The organism is Brenneria sp. L3-3C-1 (assembly GCF_016456245.1).
Taxonomy (GTDB): Bacteria; Pseudomonadota; Gammaproteobacteria; order Enterobacterales; family Enterobacteriaceae; genus Brenneria.
The window spans coordinates 61,702-75,750 of record NZ_JAEMHF010000005.1; the positions used below are offsets into that span (position 1 = coordinate 61,702).

Sequence of the window (14,049 nt, forward strand, 5' to 3'; positions counted from 1 at the left end):
TGTGTATTAGTGGTATAAATAACGAATGTGAGTTATATGCCAGGCTAACGTGATACTATTATTTGGAAATAATATAGCATTAATTTTCTAAAAGATTCTCAATTAATTTCCAAATAAATTGGTTTTTGTTAGGCATGGCACTATCAGGATGAAAGGCTATGAAAAAAGAGTGGTTTGCTACCAGCGAGCTGGTTGGTGTCGGCGGCCTCCCGAAATCAAGACAGGGATTGAATAAACGCGCTCGTGAAGATGGATGGGAAAAGCGCCGTCGTAAAGGCGTTCAGGGGAGAGGTGTGGAGTATTCGATTCATAGTCTTCCCGATACGGTAAAAAAATCCTTATTACTCGAAAGCGATTCCCCGGCATATTCCGTAAAACAGCCCGCCACGCTGGCCGTTTGGTTGCAGATATATTATCAACTCTCTGAAAAAGAAAGAGACGAGCTGATTGGCTATATTTTGAGAGTCGGCGTCTCCGCCACGCTGAGCCAGCTTGGCGTGTCTACTGAGAACGCCGATCCAGATAGGATCGCCGAGTAAATGCCGGCCTTCTATTGCCATCTGTTCAGATGGCGATACGCCTTATTCCTCTGTTTTTACTCTTTCCTGATGATTCATATGAAATGCCTGCGATGGCGCGCCGTTTACAGCTTTAGTGATACCAATAACGCGTGAACGTTAGATGTTTAGGTAATTATAGTCTATTATATGGAAACTTTTGGGGCGCGCGACCGGCGTTGCCTCAGGAATAAACAAGGAGTAGTGAGTATGGACAAAGAGTGGTTTGCGACTAATGAACTGATTGGCGTGGGCGGGCTGCCTAAAACTCCGCAGGGATTAAACAAACGGGCCCGCGAGGACGGTTGGGAGAGAAGGCGGCGCAAAGGTGTTCAAGGGCGCGGCGTTGAGTATTCCATCCGCAGTTTGCCTGATGAGGTGAAAGATTCGCTGTTGCTGAAAGAAAGCGAGGTGCTGGAGTATCAGGCAAAAAAAGAACCCGCATTGCTGGCGTCATGGATTCATATTTTTCATCAGCTTTCGGAAAGCGAACAATCCCGGTTGATTAATTTTATTTTGCGTGAAGGCACCTTAGCTATGCTGTCTCGTCTGGATGATGTCGCCGATGACCAGACAGCATAATTGCTAATCACCACAAGGCGACGTTGTCAGAAATCACGTTGCACTGCCAGGTGAGCTAGCCCCTCAAGCGCAATGCGGAAGGGGGTTTCCGATAACGGTTGCAGCGCTGCAATCGCTTTATCCGCCTCTTCCTCTGCGCGCAGACGGGTATAGTCGAGCGAACCGCACTGCTGCATGGCCGCAAGTACGGGATCAAGCAGGTGGCGTCCGTTGCCGTTTTCAATCGCCTGGCGAATCATGGCGCTTTGTTCCGCATTGCCGTTATGCATCGCATGCAGCAAAGGCAAGGTCGGTTTGCCTTCATTAAGGTCATCGCCGGTATTTTTACCCAGCGTTTTGCCGTCAGCGTTATAATCCAGTAAATCATCAATTAGCTGAAACGCCGTGCCCAGATAGCGGCCGTAATCCTGCAATGCTTTTTCCTGTTCCGGCGTCGCACCGGCTAGAATCGCCGATGATTGGGCGGCAGCCTCGAACAATCGTGCGGTTTTACTGTAAATGACCCGCATATAGCTTTCTTCGGTGATATTGGGATCGTTGCAGTTCATCAACTGTAGTACTTCGCCTTCGGCTATCACGTTGACGGCTTCGGACATCAGCGCCAGTACGCGCAGCGACTCCAGGCTGGTCATCATTTGAAACGCGCGGGTATAGATAAAGTCGCCGACCAGTACGCTGGCCGCATTGCCAAAAGCCGCATTTGCCGTCGCTTTGCCGCGGCGCATGTCGGACTCATCCACAACGTCATCGTGCAGTAAGGTGGCGGTGTGGATGAACTCGATCAATGCCGCCACGGTAATATGCTTATGACCGTCATAGGCGAGCGCGCGGGCGGCGAGCACGGCAATCATCGGTCTGATACGTTTGCCGCCGCCGCTGATGATATAGTGGCCGAGTTGATTAATGAGTACGACATCCGAGTTCAGTTGCTCAAGAATGACTTCATTAACGGCGGTCATGTCCTGAGTGGTTAACGCTGTGATTTGCTCTAGATTCATTGTTTGTGCCAGCTAATATCTTCAACATCGCCGTAAGATTGCTGTTTCATATCGGCATATGAGGGAACTTGTTGAGTAGATTGTACTGGAAAAATGAGAGAGATAAACGGCAGTTAATACGTTGTATTCTTTTTCTTCACAACGTTTGATTCTGCACTTGTCATCCTCAGTATTTTTGCGTAGAATTCGCGCCCTATTGTGAATATTTATAGTGCGCTCTGGATAATCATACGTTGAGTGCGCGGAAAGCGGAGTTTTTTATGTACGCAGTTTTCCAAAGTGGTGGTAAACAACACCGAGTAAGCGAAGGTCAAACCGTTCGCTTGGAAAAGCTGGACATCGCAACTGGTGAAGCTATTGAGTTTGATCAGGTTCTGATGGTTGCCAATGGTGAAGAAATCAAAATCGGCGTTCCTTTCGTCGATGGCGGTAAGATCAAAGCTGAAGTTGTTGCTCACGGTCGCGGCGAGAAAGTTAAGATTGTTAAGTTTCGTCGTCGTAAACACTACCGTAAGCAAGCGGGCCATCGTCAGTGGTTCACTGACGTGAAAATCACCGGCATCAGCGCTTAAGATTTAGGAGAGCGGATTAATGGCACACAAGAAAGCTGGCGGTTCAACTCGTAACGGCCGTGACTCAGAAAGCAAACGCCTGGGCGTAAAACGTTTCGGCGGAGAAGCTGTATTAGCTGGCAGCATCATCGTTCGTCAGCGCGGAACCAAATTCCACGCCGGTAGCAATGTAGGCTGCGGAAAAGACCATACGCTGTTCGCTTTGGCTGACGGTAAAGTGCAGTTTGAAGTGAAAGGCCCTAAAAACCGTAAATATATCAGTATCGTTGCTGAATAATTTTTCGCGTCAGGTCTTATAGATTTAAGCCCCGCAATTCGTTGCGGGGCTTTTTACATTCTGCTTCCTGGTGATCATCTGAGACGAACATGAATACGCAACAACAGACGGGCATCGGTCTCTGTCTGGCGCTGATTACGGCGATTTGCTGGGGCGCGCTGCCGATCGCCATGAAGCAGGTTCTGGTTGTCATGGAGCCGTACACCATTGTTTGGTACCGATTCCTCATCGCTTCATTCGGTCTGGGGATCGTGCTGTTTTCACGAAAACAATTACCGCCGTTGCGGATCTTTCGGCGGCGCCGGTGGTGGGTTGTGTTATTGATAGCGACCTGCGGGCTATTGGGAAATTTCGTTTTTTTCAGTTCGTCATTGCAATATCTCAGCCCGACTGCGTCTCAGGTTATCGGTCAGCTTTCGCCGGTCGGTATGATGTTTGCCAGCGTGCTTATCTTAAAAGAAAAGATGCGCATTACGCAGGTTATTGGCGCCGTGATGCTGGTTTGCGGACTGGTATTGTTTTTTAACGCCAGCCTGATTGAAATCTTCACGCGTCTTACCGATTACACACTGGGCGTATTGCTGGGCGTTTGCGCCGCCGCGGTGTGGGTGACATACGGCGTGGCGCAAAAAGTGCTGTTGCGCCGTCTGACGTCACAGCAGATTCTGTTGCTGCTTTATGTGCTTTGCGTTCTGTTTATTACGCCATTGGCGCGCCCTGCGGTTATTCTGCAACTTGATGGTTGGCAGCTTGTTTGTCTATTGTTTTGCGGCGCCAATACGCTGATAGGTTATGGGGCGCTGGCAGAGGCGATGGCGCGTTGGCAGGCGGCGCAGGTAAGCGCGGTTATTACGCTCACCCCGTTATTTACCCTGCTTTTTTCCGATTTGCTGGCATTGGCTTGGCCGACGTTCTTTGCGCCGCCGGTGCTGAATTTGCTAGGGTATATCGGCGCTTTGGTCGTGGTGGCCGGGGCGATGTTTTCTGCAATCGGGCACCGTTTTTTCCCTGGAAGAAGAGAGCCGGTATCCATCGTCGTGCCAAAGTAAGTCGCCCGTGTAAAATACAAGCGGCGCTAACCTGTAAAGGTCATCATGATGGCGACGTTTTGACATCCCGTCTGTACTGTTTATTTTTAATACAGATGAAAATATTGAGGTAAGCGGGTACAATCCGCCCCTTTGCCGGAACAGGTTCTGGCGCGTCAGTTTTTAATGGTGAATGGCGAAGCATGCCACACACCTTAAAATCAATAGGTTACGCCAAAAAGAACCAATAAATAGCCTAAAACAAGTAGATATTCTCTATTGGTTTTTTGCGGAGAGAATCGATGAAGTTTGTAGATGAAGCCACAATTCTGGTTGTGGCAGGTGATGGCGGTAATGGCTGCGTAAGCTTCCGCCGTGAAAAATATATTCCCAATGGTGGCCCTGACGGCGGCGACGGCGGCGACGGCGGCGACGTTTATCTGCTGGCGGATGAAAACCTGAATACGCTGATCGACTACCGTTTTGAAAAGTCATTCCGCGCCGAACGCGGACAAAACGGTCAGAGCCGTGACTGTACCGGGAAACGCGGTAAAGACATCACGATAAAGGTGCCTGTCGGCACTCGGGTGCTGGATCAGGGCACCGGCGAAGTGCTGGGCGATATGACGCGCCATCAGCAGAAACTGATGGTTGCCAAAGGCGGCTGGCATGGTTTGGGAAACTCCCGCTTCAAGTCTTCCGTCAATCGCGCGCCTCGCCAGAAAACCAACGGTACGCCGGGTGAAGAACGCGAACTGATGCTGGAGTTACTGTTGCTGGCGGATGTCGGCATGCTGGGGCTGCCTAATGCGGGTAAGTCGACGTTCATCCGCGCCGTTTCCGCCGCCAAGCCGAAAGTGGCTGACTATCCCTTTACCACATTGGTTCCAAGCCTCGGTGTCGTCCGTATGGACAGTGAACAAAGCTTTGTGGTCGCCGATATCCCCGGGTTGATTGAAGGGGCTTCTGACGGCGCGGGTTTAGGCATTCGCTTCCTGAAGCATCTGGAACGTTGCCGGGTGCTGTTGCATCTGGTTGATCTGGCGCCGATCGATGAGTCCGATCCGGTAGAAAACGCCAAAGTGATCGTGAATGAATTGCAGCAATACAGCGCCGGATTGTCTGAAAAACCACGCTGGCTGGTATTCAATAAAATCGATTTGATTGACAAAGCCGAAGCTGAGAAACGCGCCAAGGAAATCGCCGCCGCGCTGGGCTGGGAAGAGAAATATTATCTGATTTCCGCCGCCAATCGCGAAGGCGTCAATGCATTGTGCTGGGATGTGATGAACTTCCTGAAGGTACAGCCAAAAGCCATGGCGATAGAGGAAAGCGAACCGGAGAAAGTCGAGTTTATGTGGGACGACTATCACCGTGAGCAACTGGCGACGGCGGAAAGCGAAGCCGAAGAAGAGTGGGATGATGATTGGGACGACGATGACGAAGAGGGCGTCGAAACGATTTATCATCGCTGATTATCTATCCCGTCCGAAACAGATGCCCGCTTTCGCGGGCATGACGACGGTTATCGTTAGCCAAAAAACAGCGCATTCACTGCGCTGTTTTTGTTAGTTATTTTGATAAATATCTTTGTATAAACGACTTTCAAACCGCACCAGCGGGACGCGGCGTGAGCGTTGTTCTTCCGGTGGAACCGCGTAACCGGAAAGGAACTGGACGAAAGCCATTCGCTGACCGCTGGCCGTGGTGATAAAGCCCGCCAGATTATAAACCCCTTGCAATGCGCCGGTTTTGGCGGAAACCTTGCCGTTTACGCCCGCCTCATGCAACCCGCCGCGATAACGTAGCGTGCCGTCATATCCGGCCAGCGGCAGCATCGAAATATAATTCAGCTCCTGATCGTGTTGGGCAATGTACTGTAATGCCTGCATCATGGTTGCGGGGGAGATCAGATTATGGCGCGACAAACCGGAGCCATCCACCACAATACTGTTGCCCAAATCAACCCCGGCTTTCTGGCGTAATACCTGACGTACCGCATCGGCGCCCGCGCGCCACGTGCCCGGCACATTGAATCGCTCACGTCCGATGGTGCGAAAAACGGTATCGGCAATCATGTTGTCGGACTTTTTAAGCATAACGGTCAGCAGGTCATGCAGCGGGGCTGACTGGGTTTGCGCCAGTACGCTGCCGGCCGGGCCCGGTTGCGTCTGACGGCGTAAGCTGCCCTGGATTCGGATATCCGCCTGCAACAGTTCGTCTTTGACGATGGCGCCGGCAAAGCTGGCGCCATCCTGAATCGCAAAGGCCAGCGGCAGAGGATCCGCGCGCTGCGTCAGGCAGCCGGTTAGCGTAAAACGGTTCAGTTCGCCGGGGATGACATCCAGTTCGCAGTATTGCGCGTCAGGAGAGCCTTTGGCCAGCGTACGAACCTCGCTGAGCATTTGCACCGGGTAATATGACGCAACGCGGATAAACGCGTTATCGCCGGCTTTAGGCGCGCTATAAAGCGAAATAGAGAAACAGTTACGGTCAACGATGGCGGCCGACGGCGGGGCGCTGAAGCATTGGGTCATATCGTTCCAGGGCCAGCCGGGCGCCTTATCGTGGCTGGCGAAAACCGAGGTGTCGATCATCACGTCCCCGGCAATCTCCTGTACGCCGCGCTTTCTTAATTCCTGTACCATGTTGCGTATTTGCTGACGTTTCAGAGTAGGATCGCCGCTGAAGCGGACGATCAGGTTGCCGCGTAATATACCGTTAGTTACCGGGCCATGGCTTTCCATCGTGGTGACGAAGCGATAGTCCGGCCCCAACTGAAGGAGGGCGGCCAGCGCGGTCAACACTTTTTGCGTACTGGCCGGTAGCGCCATCTGCTGACTGTTAAAAGCCATTGTTGGCGTAGTAGCCCCAATCTTTTGCACCACCATCGCCAGATTGGCGCCATCGGGCAGGTATTGGATGTGATCTTCAACAGTTGCTGCATGGGAATGCAGAACAAAAGCGCAGGCAAGTCCGGTAAGAATCGATGAAAAACGCATAATCTCAGCTAACAACAGGGTAACGTGTGGTCATACTACGGTGCAATAAGGCCTAAAGTAAACGATGACCCTCATGGAACTCTGGGTTAAAATGCGTATCAAAATGCAAAATCGCTTCCGGCCTGGAAAATTTGTTCCGGGGCTGGTTACTTTTGTTTAATCGCCAGGAAGCACTGGCATGTAGTAGATCCTGCGTCGTATTTGATGATTAACGCGTCAGGATGACGATTATTTGAGTCGTACGGATTTTTTAGAGGTATAGACAATATGAAACAATTTCCGATGACGTTGCGTGGTGCCGAAAAATTACGCGAAGAACTGGATTTTTTGAAGAGTGTGCGCCGGCCCGAAATTATTGCCGCGATTGCCGAAGCCCGTGAGCATGGCGATCTGAAAGAAAATGCGGAATACCATGCCGCGCGCGAGCAGCAGGGTTTTTGTGAAGGGCGTATCCGGGATATTGAAGCCAAACTCTCCAACGCCCAGGTCATTGATGTGACGAAGATGTCTGCAACGGGCCGGGTTATTTTCGGTGCGACCGTCAAGGTGATCAACCTGGATACCGAAGAAGAACAAACCTATCGCATTGTGGGTGACGACGAGGCCGATTTTAAGCTGAATCTGATTTCAGTGAACTCGCCCATCGCCCGTGGGCTTATCGGTAAAGAGCAGGATGATATCGTGGTGATCCGCACGCCTGGCGGAGATGTGGAATACGAAATAACCAGTGTTGAATATCTGTAAAGATTGTTGTTTTGATGATAAAAACAGCAATCTTTGTAAAGAAAAGAAAAAGGCCGCTTGCGGCCTTTTCTCTAACAGACAGGCATGGCACCTTTCCGTTAAAACAGAGTATCCTGAAATAAAAAGTGTTATCGTGGTAACACAATTTTACGTTCTTTCGCGGGACGATAAAGCACCAGCGTATGACCGATAACCTGAACGTTGCTGGCTCCGGTTTCGCGAACAATCGCGTCGACAATCAAAGTTTTGGTTTCACGCTCTTCCGTAGCGATTTTCACTTTGATCAGTTCGTGATGTTCCAATGCTTGTTCGATCTCAGCCAGAACACCTTCGGTGAGGCCGTTATTGCCCAGCATGACAACCGGTTTTAACGGGTGCGCCAGACCTTTCAGGTGTTGTTTTTGTTTATTACTTAGGTTCATTGTCTTTTTTGCTTAGGTTGGGATTGAAAACGGCTCATTCTACCGCCATCTCATGATTATAACCAATCCGGCTGTGCTGATTGGGTATATGTGAGAAGTTTCTACTCACCGAGAGCGCCTTTACTAAGAATAGTTGGAAAATAGATGGCTAATAAAAAGCGTTCTGCAAGTTCCAGTCGATGGCTGCAGGAACACTTTAGCGATAAATATGTGCAACAGGCGCAGAAAAAAGGGCTCCGCTCGCGAGCTTGGTTTAAACTTGATGAGATACAACAGGGCGATAAGCTGTTTAAACCCGGCATGACGGTGGTTGACCTAGGCGCGGCCCCCGGGGGCTGGTCACAGTATGTGGTGACGCAGATTGGCGGTAAGGGGCGCATTATCGCCTGTGATATTTTACCGATGGATCCTATTGTTGGAGTCGATTTCCTGCAAGGGGATTTTCGTGATGAATTAGTCCTTAAAGCGCTTCTCGAAAGAGTCGGGGACAACAAAGTTCAGGTGGTGATGTCCGACATGGCCCCTAACATGAGTGGTACACCTGCGGTTGATATTCCGAAATCGATGTATCTGGTTGAATTAGCACTTGATATGTGTCGGGATGTATTAGCGCCAGGCGGAAGTTTCCTGGTTAAAGTGTTTCAGGGAGAAGGTTTTGATGAATACCTGCGGGAAATTCGCTCCCTGTTTACGAAGGTCAAGATTCGTAAGCCAGACGCTTCGCGTGCCAGATCACGGGAAGTGTATATCGTAGCGACAGGGCGCAAACTGTAGTACCCTAACGCTGTTTTTTAACACAGTTGTAATATGAGGTTAATCCCTTGAGTGACATGGCGAAAAACCTGATTCTCTGGTTAGTCATCGCAGTTGTGCTGATGTCCGTTTTCCAGAGCTTTGGGCCCAGCGAGTCGAATGGCCGTAGGGTGGATTATTCAACCTTCTTAACTGAGGTGAATCAGGATCAGGTCCGTGAAGCACGTATTAACGGGCGTGAGATCAGTGTTATCAAAAAAGATAGCAACAGATACACGACTTATATTCCTGTCAACGATCCCAAGCTGCTGGATAACCTGATAACGAAGAATGTAAAAGTCGTTGGTGAGCCACCGGAAGAGCCGAGCCTGCTGGCTTCGATCTTTATTTCCTGGTTCCCGATGCTGCTGCTGATTGGTGTCTGGATCTTCTTTATGCGTCAAATGCAAGGCGGTGGCGGTAAAGGCGCCATGTCTTTTGGCAAAAGCAAGGCGCGTATGTTGACGGAAGATCAGATCAAGACCACATTTGCCGACGTTGCCGGTTGCGACGAAGCAAAAGAAGAAGTAAGCGAACTGGTCGAATATCTGCGTGAGCCAAGCCGTTTCCAGAAACTGGGCGGCAAGATACCGAAAGGTATTCTGATGGTCGGCCCTCCGGGTACGGGTAAGACGTTGCTGGCAAAAGCGATCGCCGGTGAAGCCAAGGTGCCTTTCTTTACCATCTCTGGTTCAGACTTTGTCGAAATGTTCGTCGGCGTGGGCGCATCCCGCGTACGCGACATGTTTGAGCAAGCCAAGAAAGCCGCGCCTTGTATCATCTTTATCGATGAAATCGATGCGGTGGGTCGTCAGCGCGGCGCCGGTCTGGGCGGCGGTCACGATGAACGTGAACAGACCTTGAACCAGATGCTGGTTGAGATGGATGGTTTTGAAGGCAACGAAGGCATTATTGTCATCGCCGCGACCAACCGTCCCGACGTGCTCGACCCGGCGTTGCTGCGTCCGGGCCGTTTCGACCGTCAGGTGGTGGTTGGCCTGCCGGATGTTCGCGGCCGTGAACAGATTCTGAAAGTGCATATGCGCCGCGTACCTTTGTCTCCGGATATTGATGCCTCGGTTATTGCACGCGGTACGCCGGGCTTCTCCGGTGCTGATTTGGCGAACCTGGTCAATGAAGCGGCCTTGTTTGCCGCCCGGGGTAATAAACGCGTTGTGTCTATGGTGGAATTTGAAAAAGCCAAAGACAAAATCATGATGGGGGCGGAACGCCGCTCGATGGTGATGACTGAGCAGCAGAAAGAGTCGACCGCCTATCATGAAGCCGGGCACGCCATCATCGGCCGCTTGGTGCCTGAGCACGATCCGGTGCATAAAGTGACGATTATTCCGCGCGGCCGTGCGTTAGGGGTGACCTTCTTCCTGCCCGAAGGCGATGCTATCAGCGCCAGCCGTCAGAAATTGGAAAGTCAGATTTCGACGTTATACGGCGGCCGTCTGGCGGAGGAAATTATCTACGGCATGGAAAAAGTATCGACCGGTGCGTCAAACGATATCAAGGTCGCGACGTCGATTGCCCGCAACATGGTTACGCAATGGGGTTTCTCCGAGAAATTGGGTCCGTTGCTGTATGCCGAGGAAGACGGCGAAGTGTTCCTGGGGCGTTCCGTGGCTAAAGCCAAGCATATGTCTGATGAAACGGCCAGGATCATCGATCAGGAAGTGAAGTCCCTGATTGAACGTAACTATCAACGTGCTCGTGAATTACTGATGGCAAACATGGATATTCTTCATTCGATGAAAGACGCATTGATGAAGTATGAAACCATTGATGCGCCTCAGATTGACGACTTGATGTCGCGTAAAGACGTTCGTCCGCCTGCGGGCTGGGAAGAGCAACGCTCGGACGGTAATTCCGACAATGGCGGTTCGCCTCAGTCGCCGACGCCGGTTGATGAACCCCGTACGCCAAATCCGGGTAACACGATGTCCGAACAATTAGGCGAGAAATAAATTCGTCGGCGCTCAAGCGCTTTGCCGTTGTTGTTCCTGTAAACCCCGGACTTGTCCGGGGTTTTTTACTGTAGAATCTGTGGCATAAGTTTTAGCAGAGACCAACGATTTTGAGGGGAAAATCATGCAATTGATCGCCAGGGGATCGACTCTGGATCTTTCTTGTCCCAACGTTATGGGAATTCTTAACGTCACGCCTGATTCATTCTCTGACGGCGGCAAACATAATAAGCTGGATAAGGCGCTGTTTCATGCACAGGCGATGATTGCCGCCGGCGCCACGCTGATTGATATCGGGGGCGAGTCAACCCGTCCGGGCGCGGATGAGGTCAGCACGGAAGAAGAGTTGGAGCGCGTGATCCCTGTCGTTGAAGCGTTGTCTCTGCGTTTTGATACATGGATTTCCGTCGATACCTCAAAGCCGGAGGTGATCGCGGCTTCGGCGCAGGCGGGCGCCCACTTAATTAACGACGTTCGTTCGCTGCAAGAACCGGGAGCGTTGGAAGCCGCCGCCGCCGCCGGGCTGCCGGTTTGCCTGATGCATATGCAGGGATTGCCGAAAACCATGCAGCATAGTCCCCACTATGATGACCTGATGGTGGAAATCGGCGATTTTTTGCAACGGCAAATCGATCGTTGCGTGAACGGCAATATTCCGAAAAATAACTTATTACTGGATCCCGGGTTCGGATTTGGTAAAAATCTGGCGCATAATTATGAACTTCTGGCTCGCCTGAGCGAATTACACCGTTTCGGATTGCCCCTGCTGGTTGGAATGTCCAGAAAAACCATGATCGGACAACTGCTCAATCTCCCTCCCGCGCAACGGGTTCAGGGGAGTGTTGCATGTGCGGTGATTGCGGCTATGCAGGGTGCGCACATTATTCGCGTTCATGACGTAAAAGAAACGGTAGATGCCATGCGCATTGTCGAGGCCACTCTTTCAGCGAAGGAATAAAACTATTATGAGTAACCGTAAATATTTTGGGACGGATGGTGTACGGGGCAAAGTGGGCGACAGTCCGATTACGCCCGATTTTGTGCTGAAACTTGGTTGGGCGGCGGGTAAGGTGCTGGCACGCCATGGTTCTCGTAAAATCATCATCGGTAAAGATACCCGAATTTCCGGTTATATGCTGGAGTCAGCGCTAGAGGCCGGGCTGGCGGCGGCGGGATTATCCGCCTCTTTTACCGGCCCCATGCCGACACCGGCCGTGGCTTATCTGACACGCACCTTCAGAGCTGAGGCCGGTATTGTCATTTCCGCGTCGCACAATCCTTATTATGATAACGGTATTAAATTCTTCTCTATCGATGGCACCAAATTGCCTGACGAAGTGGAAGAAGCGATCGAAGCCGAGCTGGAGAAACCGCTGACCTGTGTTGAATCGGCGGAGCTCGGTAAGGCGAATCGCATCGTGGATGCGGCCGGGCGTTATATTGAATTCTGCAAGGGCACATTCCCAAGTGAACTGAATCTTAACGGGCTGAAAATCGTGGTCGATTGCGCCAACGGCGCAACGTATCACATCGCCCCCAGCGTATTGCGTGAACTGGGCGCCAACGTTATTTCCATTGGCTGTGATCCAGATGGCATGAACATCAATGAAGAATGCGGCGCAACCGATGTAAGGCAGTTACAGGCGCGGGTCGTCGCTGAAAAGGCCGATGCGGGGCTGGCATTTGACGGCGACGGCGACCGGCTGATTATGGTCGATCATCTCGGTAACAAAGTCGACGGCGATCAGATCCTGTATATCATCGCTCGCGAAGGTTTGCGTCAGGGGCAGTTGCGCGGTGGCGCAGTAGGAACCCTGATGAGCAATATGGGGTTGGAACTGGCCTTAAAACAATTGGGAATTCCGTTTGCCCGCGCTAAAGTCGGCGATCGCTATGTGCTGGAAATGATGCAGGCAAAAGGCTGGCGTATTGGCGCGGAAAATTCCGGTCATGTTATTCTTCTGGATAAAACGACGACGGGGGATGGGATTATCGCGGGTTTGCAAGTGCTTACTGCGATAGTCAGAAACCACATGAGTCTGCACGATCTGTGCAGCGGTATGAAGCTGTTCCCCCAAATTCTGGTTAATGTCCGTTTCTCGGGGGAGACCAATCCTCTTGAGGATAAAACGGTGCAACAGATAACACAGGATGTTGAAAAAGAACTGACCGGTCGTGGGCGAGTATTACTGAGAAAGTCAGGCACTGAGCCGCTGATCCGCGTCATGGTTGAGGGCGAGAATGAAGAGACGGTCATTGAAATGGCTAATCGGATAGCCGATGCGGTAAAAGCCGTGGATTAATACCCTTTGAATCACGTTCGCATTAGCCAGCAATGACTTCACGGTTACTCTGGCTATGCTGCTTTTTTAAAATGATCGGCCTTTATTTTTGCATCGGCTTACCATTAACTATCAAATAGATAAAGTGTTCAATTGCTGTGGTATCGCCAAAGCCGCTGTTTTTTTCTTCAATCAGCTTATGGCGACTAAATTACCCTTGCGTACGCTACAGCCTTTGGTTAGTATTCAGACCCGCTTAATAAGGGATGAATGTATTCATTCGCTTTGGCGGATTACACGCGGTTTTACCGCAAGAATCTAAAATCTCCATAAATTATGGGGAAAACGGTTACAGGTACAATTATGTACGAAGCTCTTTTAGTGATTTTCCTGTTGATAGCGATCGGGCTGGTGGCCTTGATTATGCTGCAACAAGGTAAAGGTGCTGATATGGGGGCCTCGTTCGGAGCAGGTGCTTCTGCCACTTTGTTCGGTTCGAGCGGCTCCGGTAATTTCATGACGCGCATGACAGCGGTATTGGCGACTCTGTTCTTCATTATCAGTTTGGCGCTGGGCAACATGAGCTCGTTGCAGAGTAAACAAGGCGGTGCATGGGAAAACCTGAGCCAGCCTGCGCAAGTAGAGCAGACCACGCCTGCTGCGCCTGCCGCACCCGCGAGCGATATTCCGAAGTAATCGTTGTAAAAAGTAGTTTTGATGCCGAGGTGGTGGAATTGGTAGACACGCTACCTTGAGGTGGTAGTGCCCGATTGGGCTTACGGGTTCAAGTCCCGTCCTCGGTACCAATACAAAATCAATA

At 51.1% G+C, this 14,049-nt stretch carries 15 protein-coding genes and 1 tRNA gene; 13 read left to right on the plus strand and 3 right to left on the minus strand.

Translation table 11 applies throughout. The annotated features are described in order from the left end of the window. Positions 1 to 158 precede the first annotated feature (158 nt). Both JG725_RS11995 and JG725_RS12000 read left to right on the plus strand, forming a co-directional pair. Positions 159 to 539 carry a DNA-binding protein gene (locus JG725_RS11995; RefSeq protein WP_172290175.1) on the plus strand — a complete coding sequence of 127 codons (381 nt, stop codon included), beginning with the start codon at positions 159 to 161 and terminating at the stop codon, positions 537 to 539. A gap of 228 nt (positions 540 to 767) precedes the next feature. Then, positions 768 to 1,139, plus strand: coding sequence for a DNA-binding protein (locus JG725_RS12000; RefSeq protein ID WP_172290174.1), 372 nt, complete (start codon positions 768 to 770; stop codon positions 1,137 to 1,139). A gap of 26 nt (positions 1,140 to 1,165) precedes the next feature. Here JG725_RS12000 and ispB read toward each other — a convergent pair whose 3' ends face one another. Next, positions 1,166 to 2,137, minus strand: a complete 972-nt coding sequence (ispB, locus tag JG725_RS12005; protein ID WP_199378163.1) for an octaprenyl diphosphate synthase — start codon at positions 2,135 to 2,137, stop codon at positions 1,166 to 1,168. A gap of 260 nt (positions 2,138 to 2,397) precedes the next feature. On the opposite strand from ispB, the gene rplU reads away from it, so the two are divergent. From rplU to cgtA, 4 genes are all read left to right on the plus strand, one after another. Continuing rightward, complete coding sequence (rplU, locus tag JG725_RS12010) at positions 2,398 to 2,709, plus strand: 50S ribosomal protein L21 (RefSeq protein WP_009114476.1); 312 nt, start codon at positions 2,398 to 2,400, stop codon at positions 2,707 to 2,709. 19 nt (positions 2,710 to 2,728) lie between these two features. Beyond that, complete coding sequence (gene rpmA / locus JG725_RS12015; RefSeq protein ID WP_109491399.1) at positions 2,729 to 2,986, plus strand: 50S ribosomal protein L27; 258 nt, start codon at positions 2,729 to 2,731, stop codon at positions 2,984 to 2,986. Between the two features lie 89 nt (positions 2,987 to 3,075). Continuing rightward, a complete protein-coding gene (locus tag JG725_RS12020; RefSeq protein WP_199378165.1) occupies positions 3,076 to 4,035 on the plus strand; it encodes a DMT family transporter in 960 nt (319 codons plus the stop codon). A gap of 281 nt (positions 4,036 to 4,316) precedes the next feature. Beyond that, entirely contained in the window at positions 4,317 to 5,489 is a 1,173-nt protein-coding gene (cgtA, locus tag JG725_RS12025; protein WP_172290171.1) for an Obg family GTPase CgtA, read from the plus strand. 93 nt (positions 5,490 to 5,582) lie between these two features. Here the strand turns inward: cgtA and dacB are convergent, their stop codons facing one another. Further along, positions 5,583 to 7,016, minus strand: a complete 1,434-nt coding sequence (dacB, locus tag JG725_RS12030; RefSeq protein WP_199378167.1) for a serine-type D-Ala-D-Ala carboxypeptidase — start codon at positions 7,014 to 7,016, stop codon at positions 5,583 to 5,585. Between the two features lie 267 nt (positions 7,017 to 7,283). Here dacB and greA point away from each other — a divergent pair, with 267 nt between their 5' ends. Continuing rightward, positions 7,284 to 7,760, plus strand: coding sequence for a transcription elongation factor GreA (gene greA, locus JG725_RS12035; protein ID WP_172290169.1), 477 nt, complete (start codon positions 7,284 to 7,286; stop codon positions 7,758 to 7,760). Positions 7,761 to 7,888: 128 nt separating this feature from the next. Here the strand turns inward: greA and yhbY are convergent, their stop codons facing one another. After that, the gene (yhbY, locus tag JG725_RS12040) at positions 7,889 to 8,182 is read right to left on the minus strand and encodes a ribosome assembly RNA-binding protein YhbY (RefSeq protein WP_172290168.1); all 294 of its coding nucleotides are present in this window, start codon (positions 8,180 to 8,182) and stop codon (positions 7,889 to 7,891) included. A 144-nt stretch (positions 8,183 to 8,326) separates the two neighbouring features. Between yhbY and rlmE the strand changes: the two genes are divergently transcribed. The 6 genes from rlmE to JG725_RS12070 all read left to right on the plus strand — a co-directional run bounded on the left by rlmE (position 8,327) and on the right by JG725_RS12070 (position 14,035). Then, a complete protein-coding gene (gene rlmE / locus JG725_RS12045) occupies positions 8,327 to 8,956 on the plus strand; it encodes a 23S rRNA (uridine(2552)-2'-O)-methyltransferase RlmE (protein ID WP_172290167.1) in 630 nt (209 codons plus the stop codon). A 56-nt stretch (positions 8,957 to 9,012) separates the two neighbouring features. Next, positions 9,013 to 10,947: an ATP-dependent zinc metalloprotease FtsH gene (gene ftsH, locus JG725_RS12050; RefSeq protein WP_172290166.1), complete on the plus strand. Its 1,935-nt coding sequence runs from the start codon at positions 9,013 to 9,015 to the stop codon at positions 10,945 to 10,947. A gap of 124 nt (positions 10,948 to 11,071) precedes the next feature. Further along, positions 11,072 to 11,905, plus strand: a complete 834-nt coding sequence (gene folP / locus JG725_RS12055) for a dihydropteroate synthase (protein ID WP_199378168.1) — start codon at positions 11,072 to 11,074, stop codon at positions 11,903 to 11,905. A 7-nt stretch (positions 11,906 to 11,912) separates the two neighbouring features. Next, complete coding sequence (glmM, locus tag JG725_RS12060; protein WP_172290164.1) at positions 11,913 to 13,250, plus strand: phosphoglucosamine mutase; 1,338 nt, start codon at positions 11,913 to 11,915, stop codon at positions 13,248 to 13,250. A 342-nt stretch (positions 13,251 to 13,592) separates the two neighbouring features. Next, on the plus strand, positions 13,593 to 13,925 hold the full coding sequence (gene secG, locus JG725_RS12065) for a preprotein translocase subunit SecG (protein WP_172290163.1): 333 nt from the start codon (positions 13,593 to 13,595) through the stop codon (positions 13,923 to 13,925). Between the two features lie 23 nt (positions 13,926 to 13,948). Next, positions 13,949 to 14,035: transfer RNA gene (locus tag JG725_RS12070), tRNA-Leu, on the plus strand. The last annotated feature ends 14 nt before the right edge of the window (positions 14,036 to 14,049 follow it).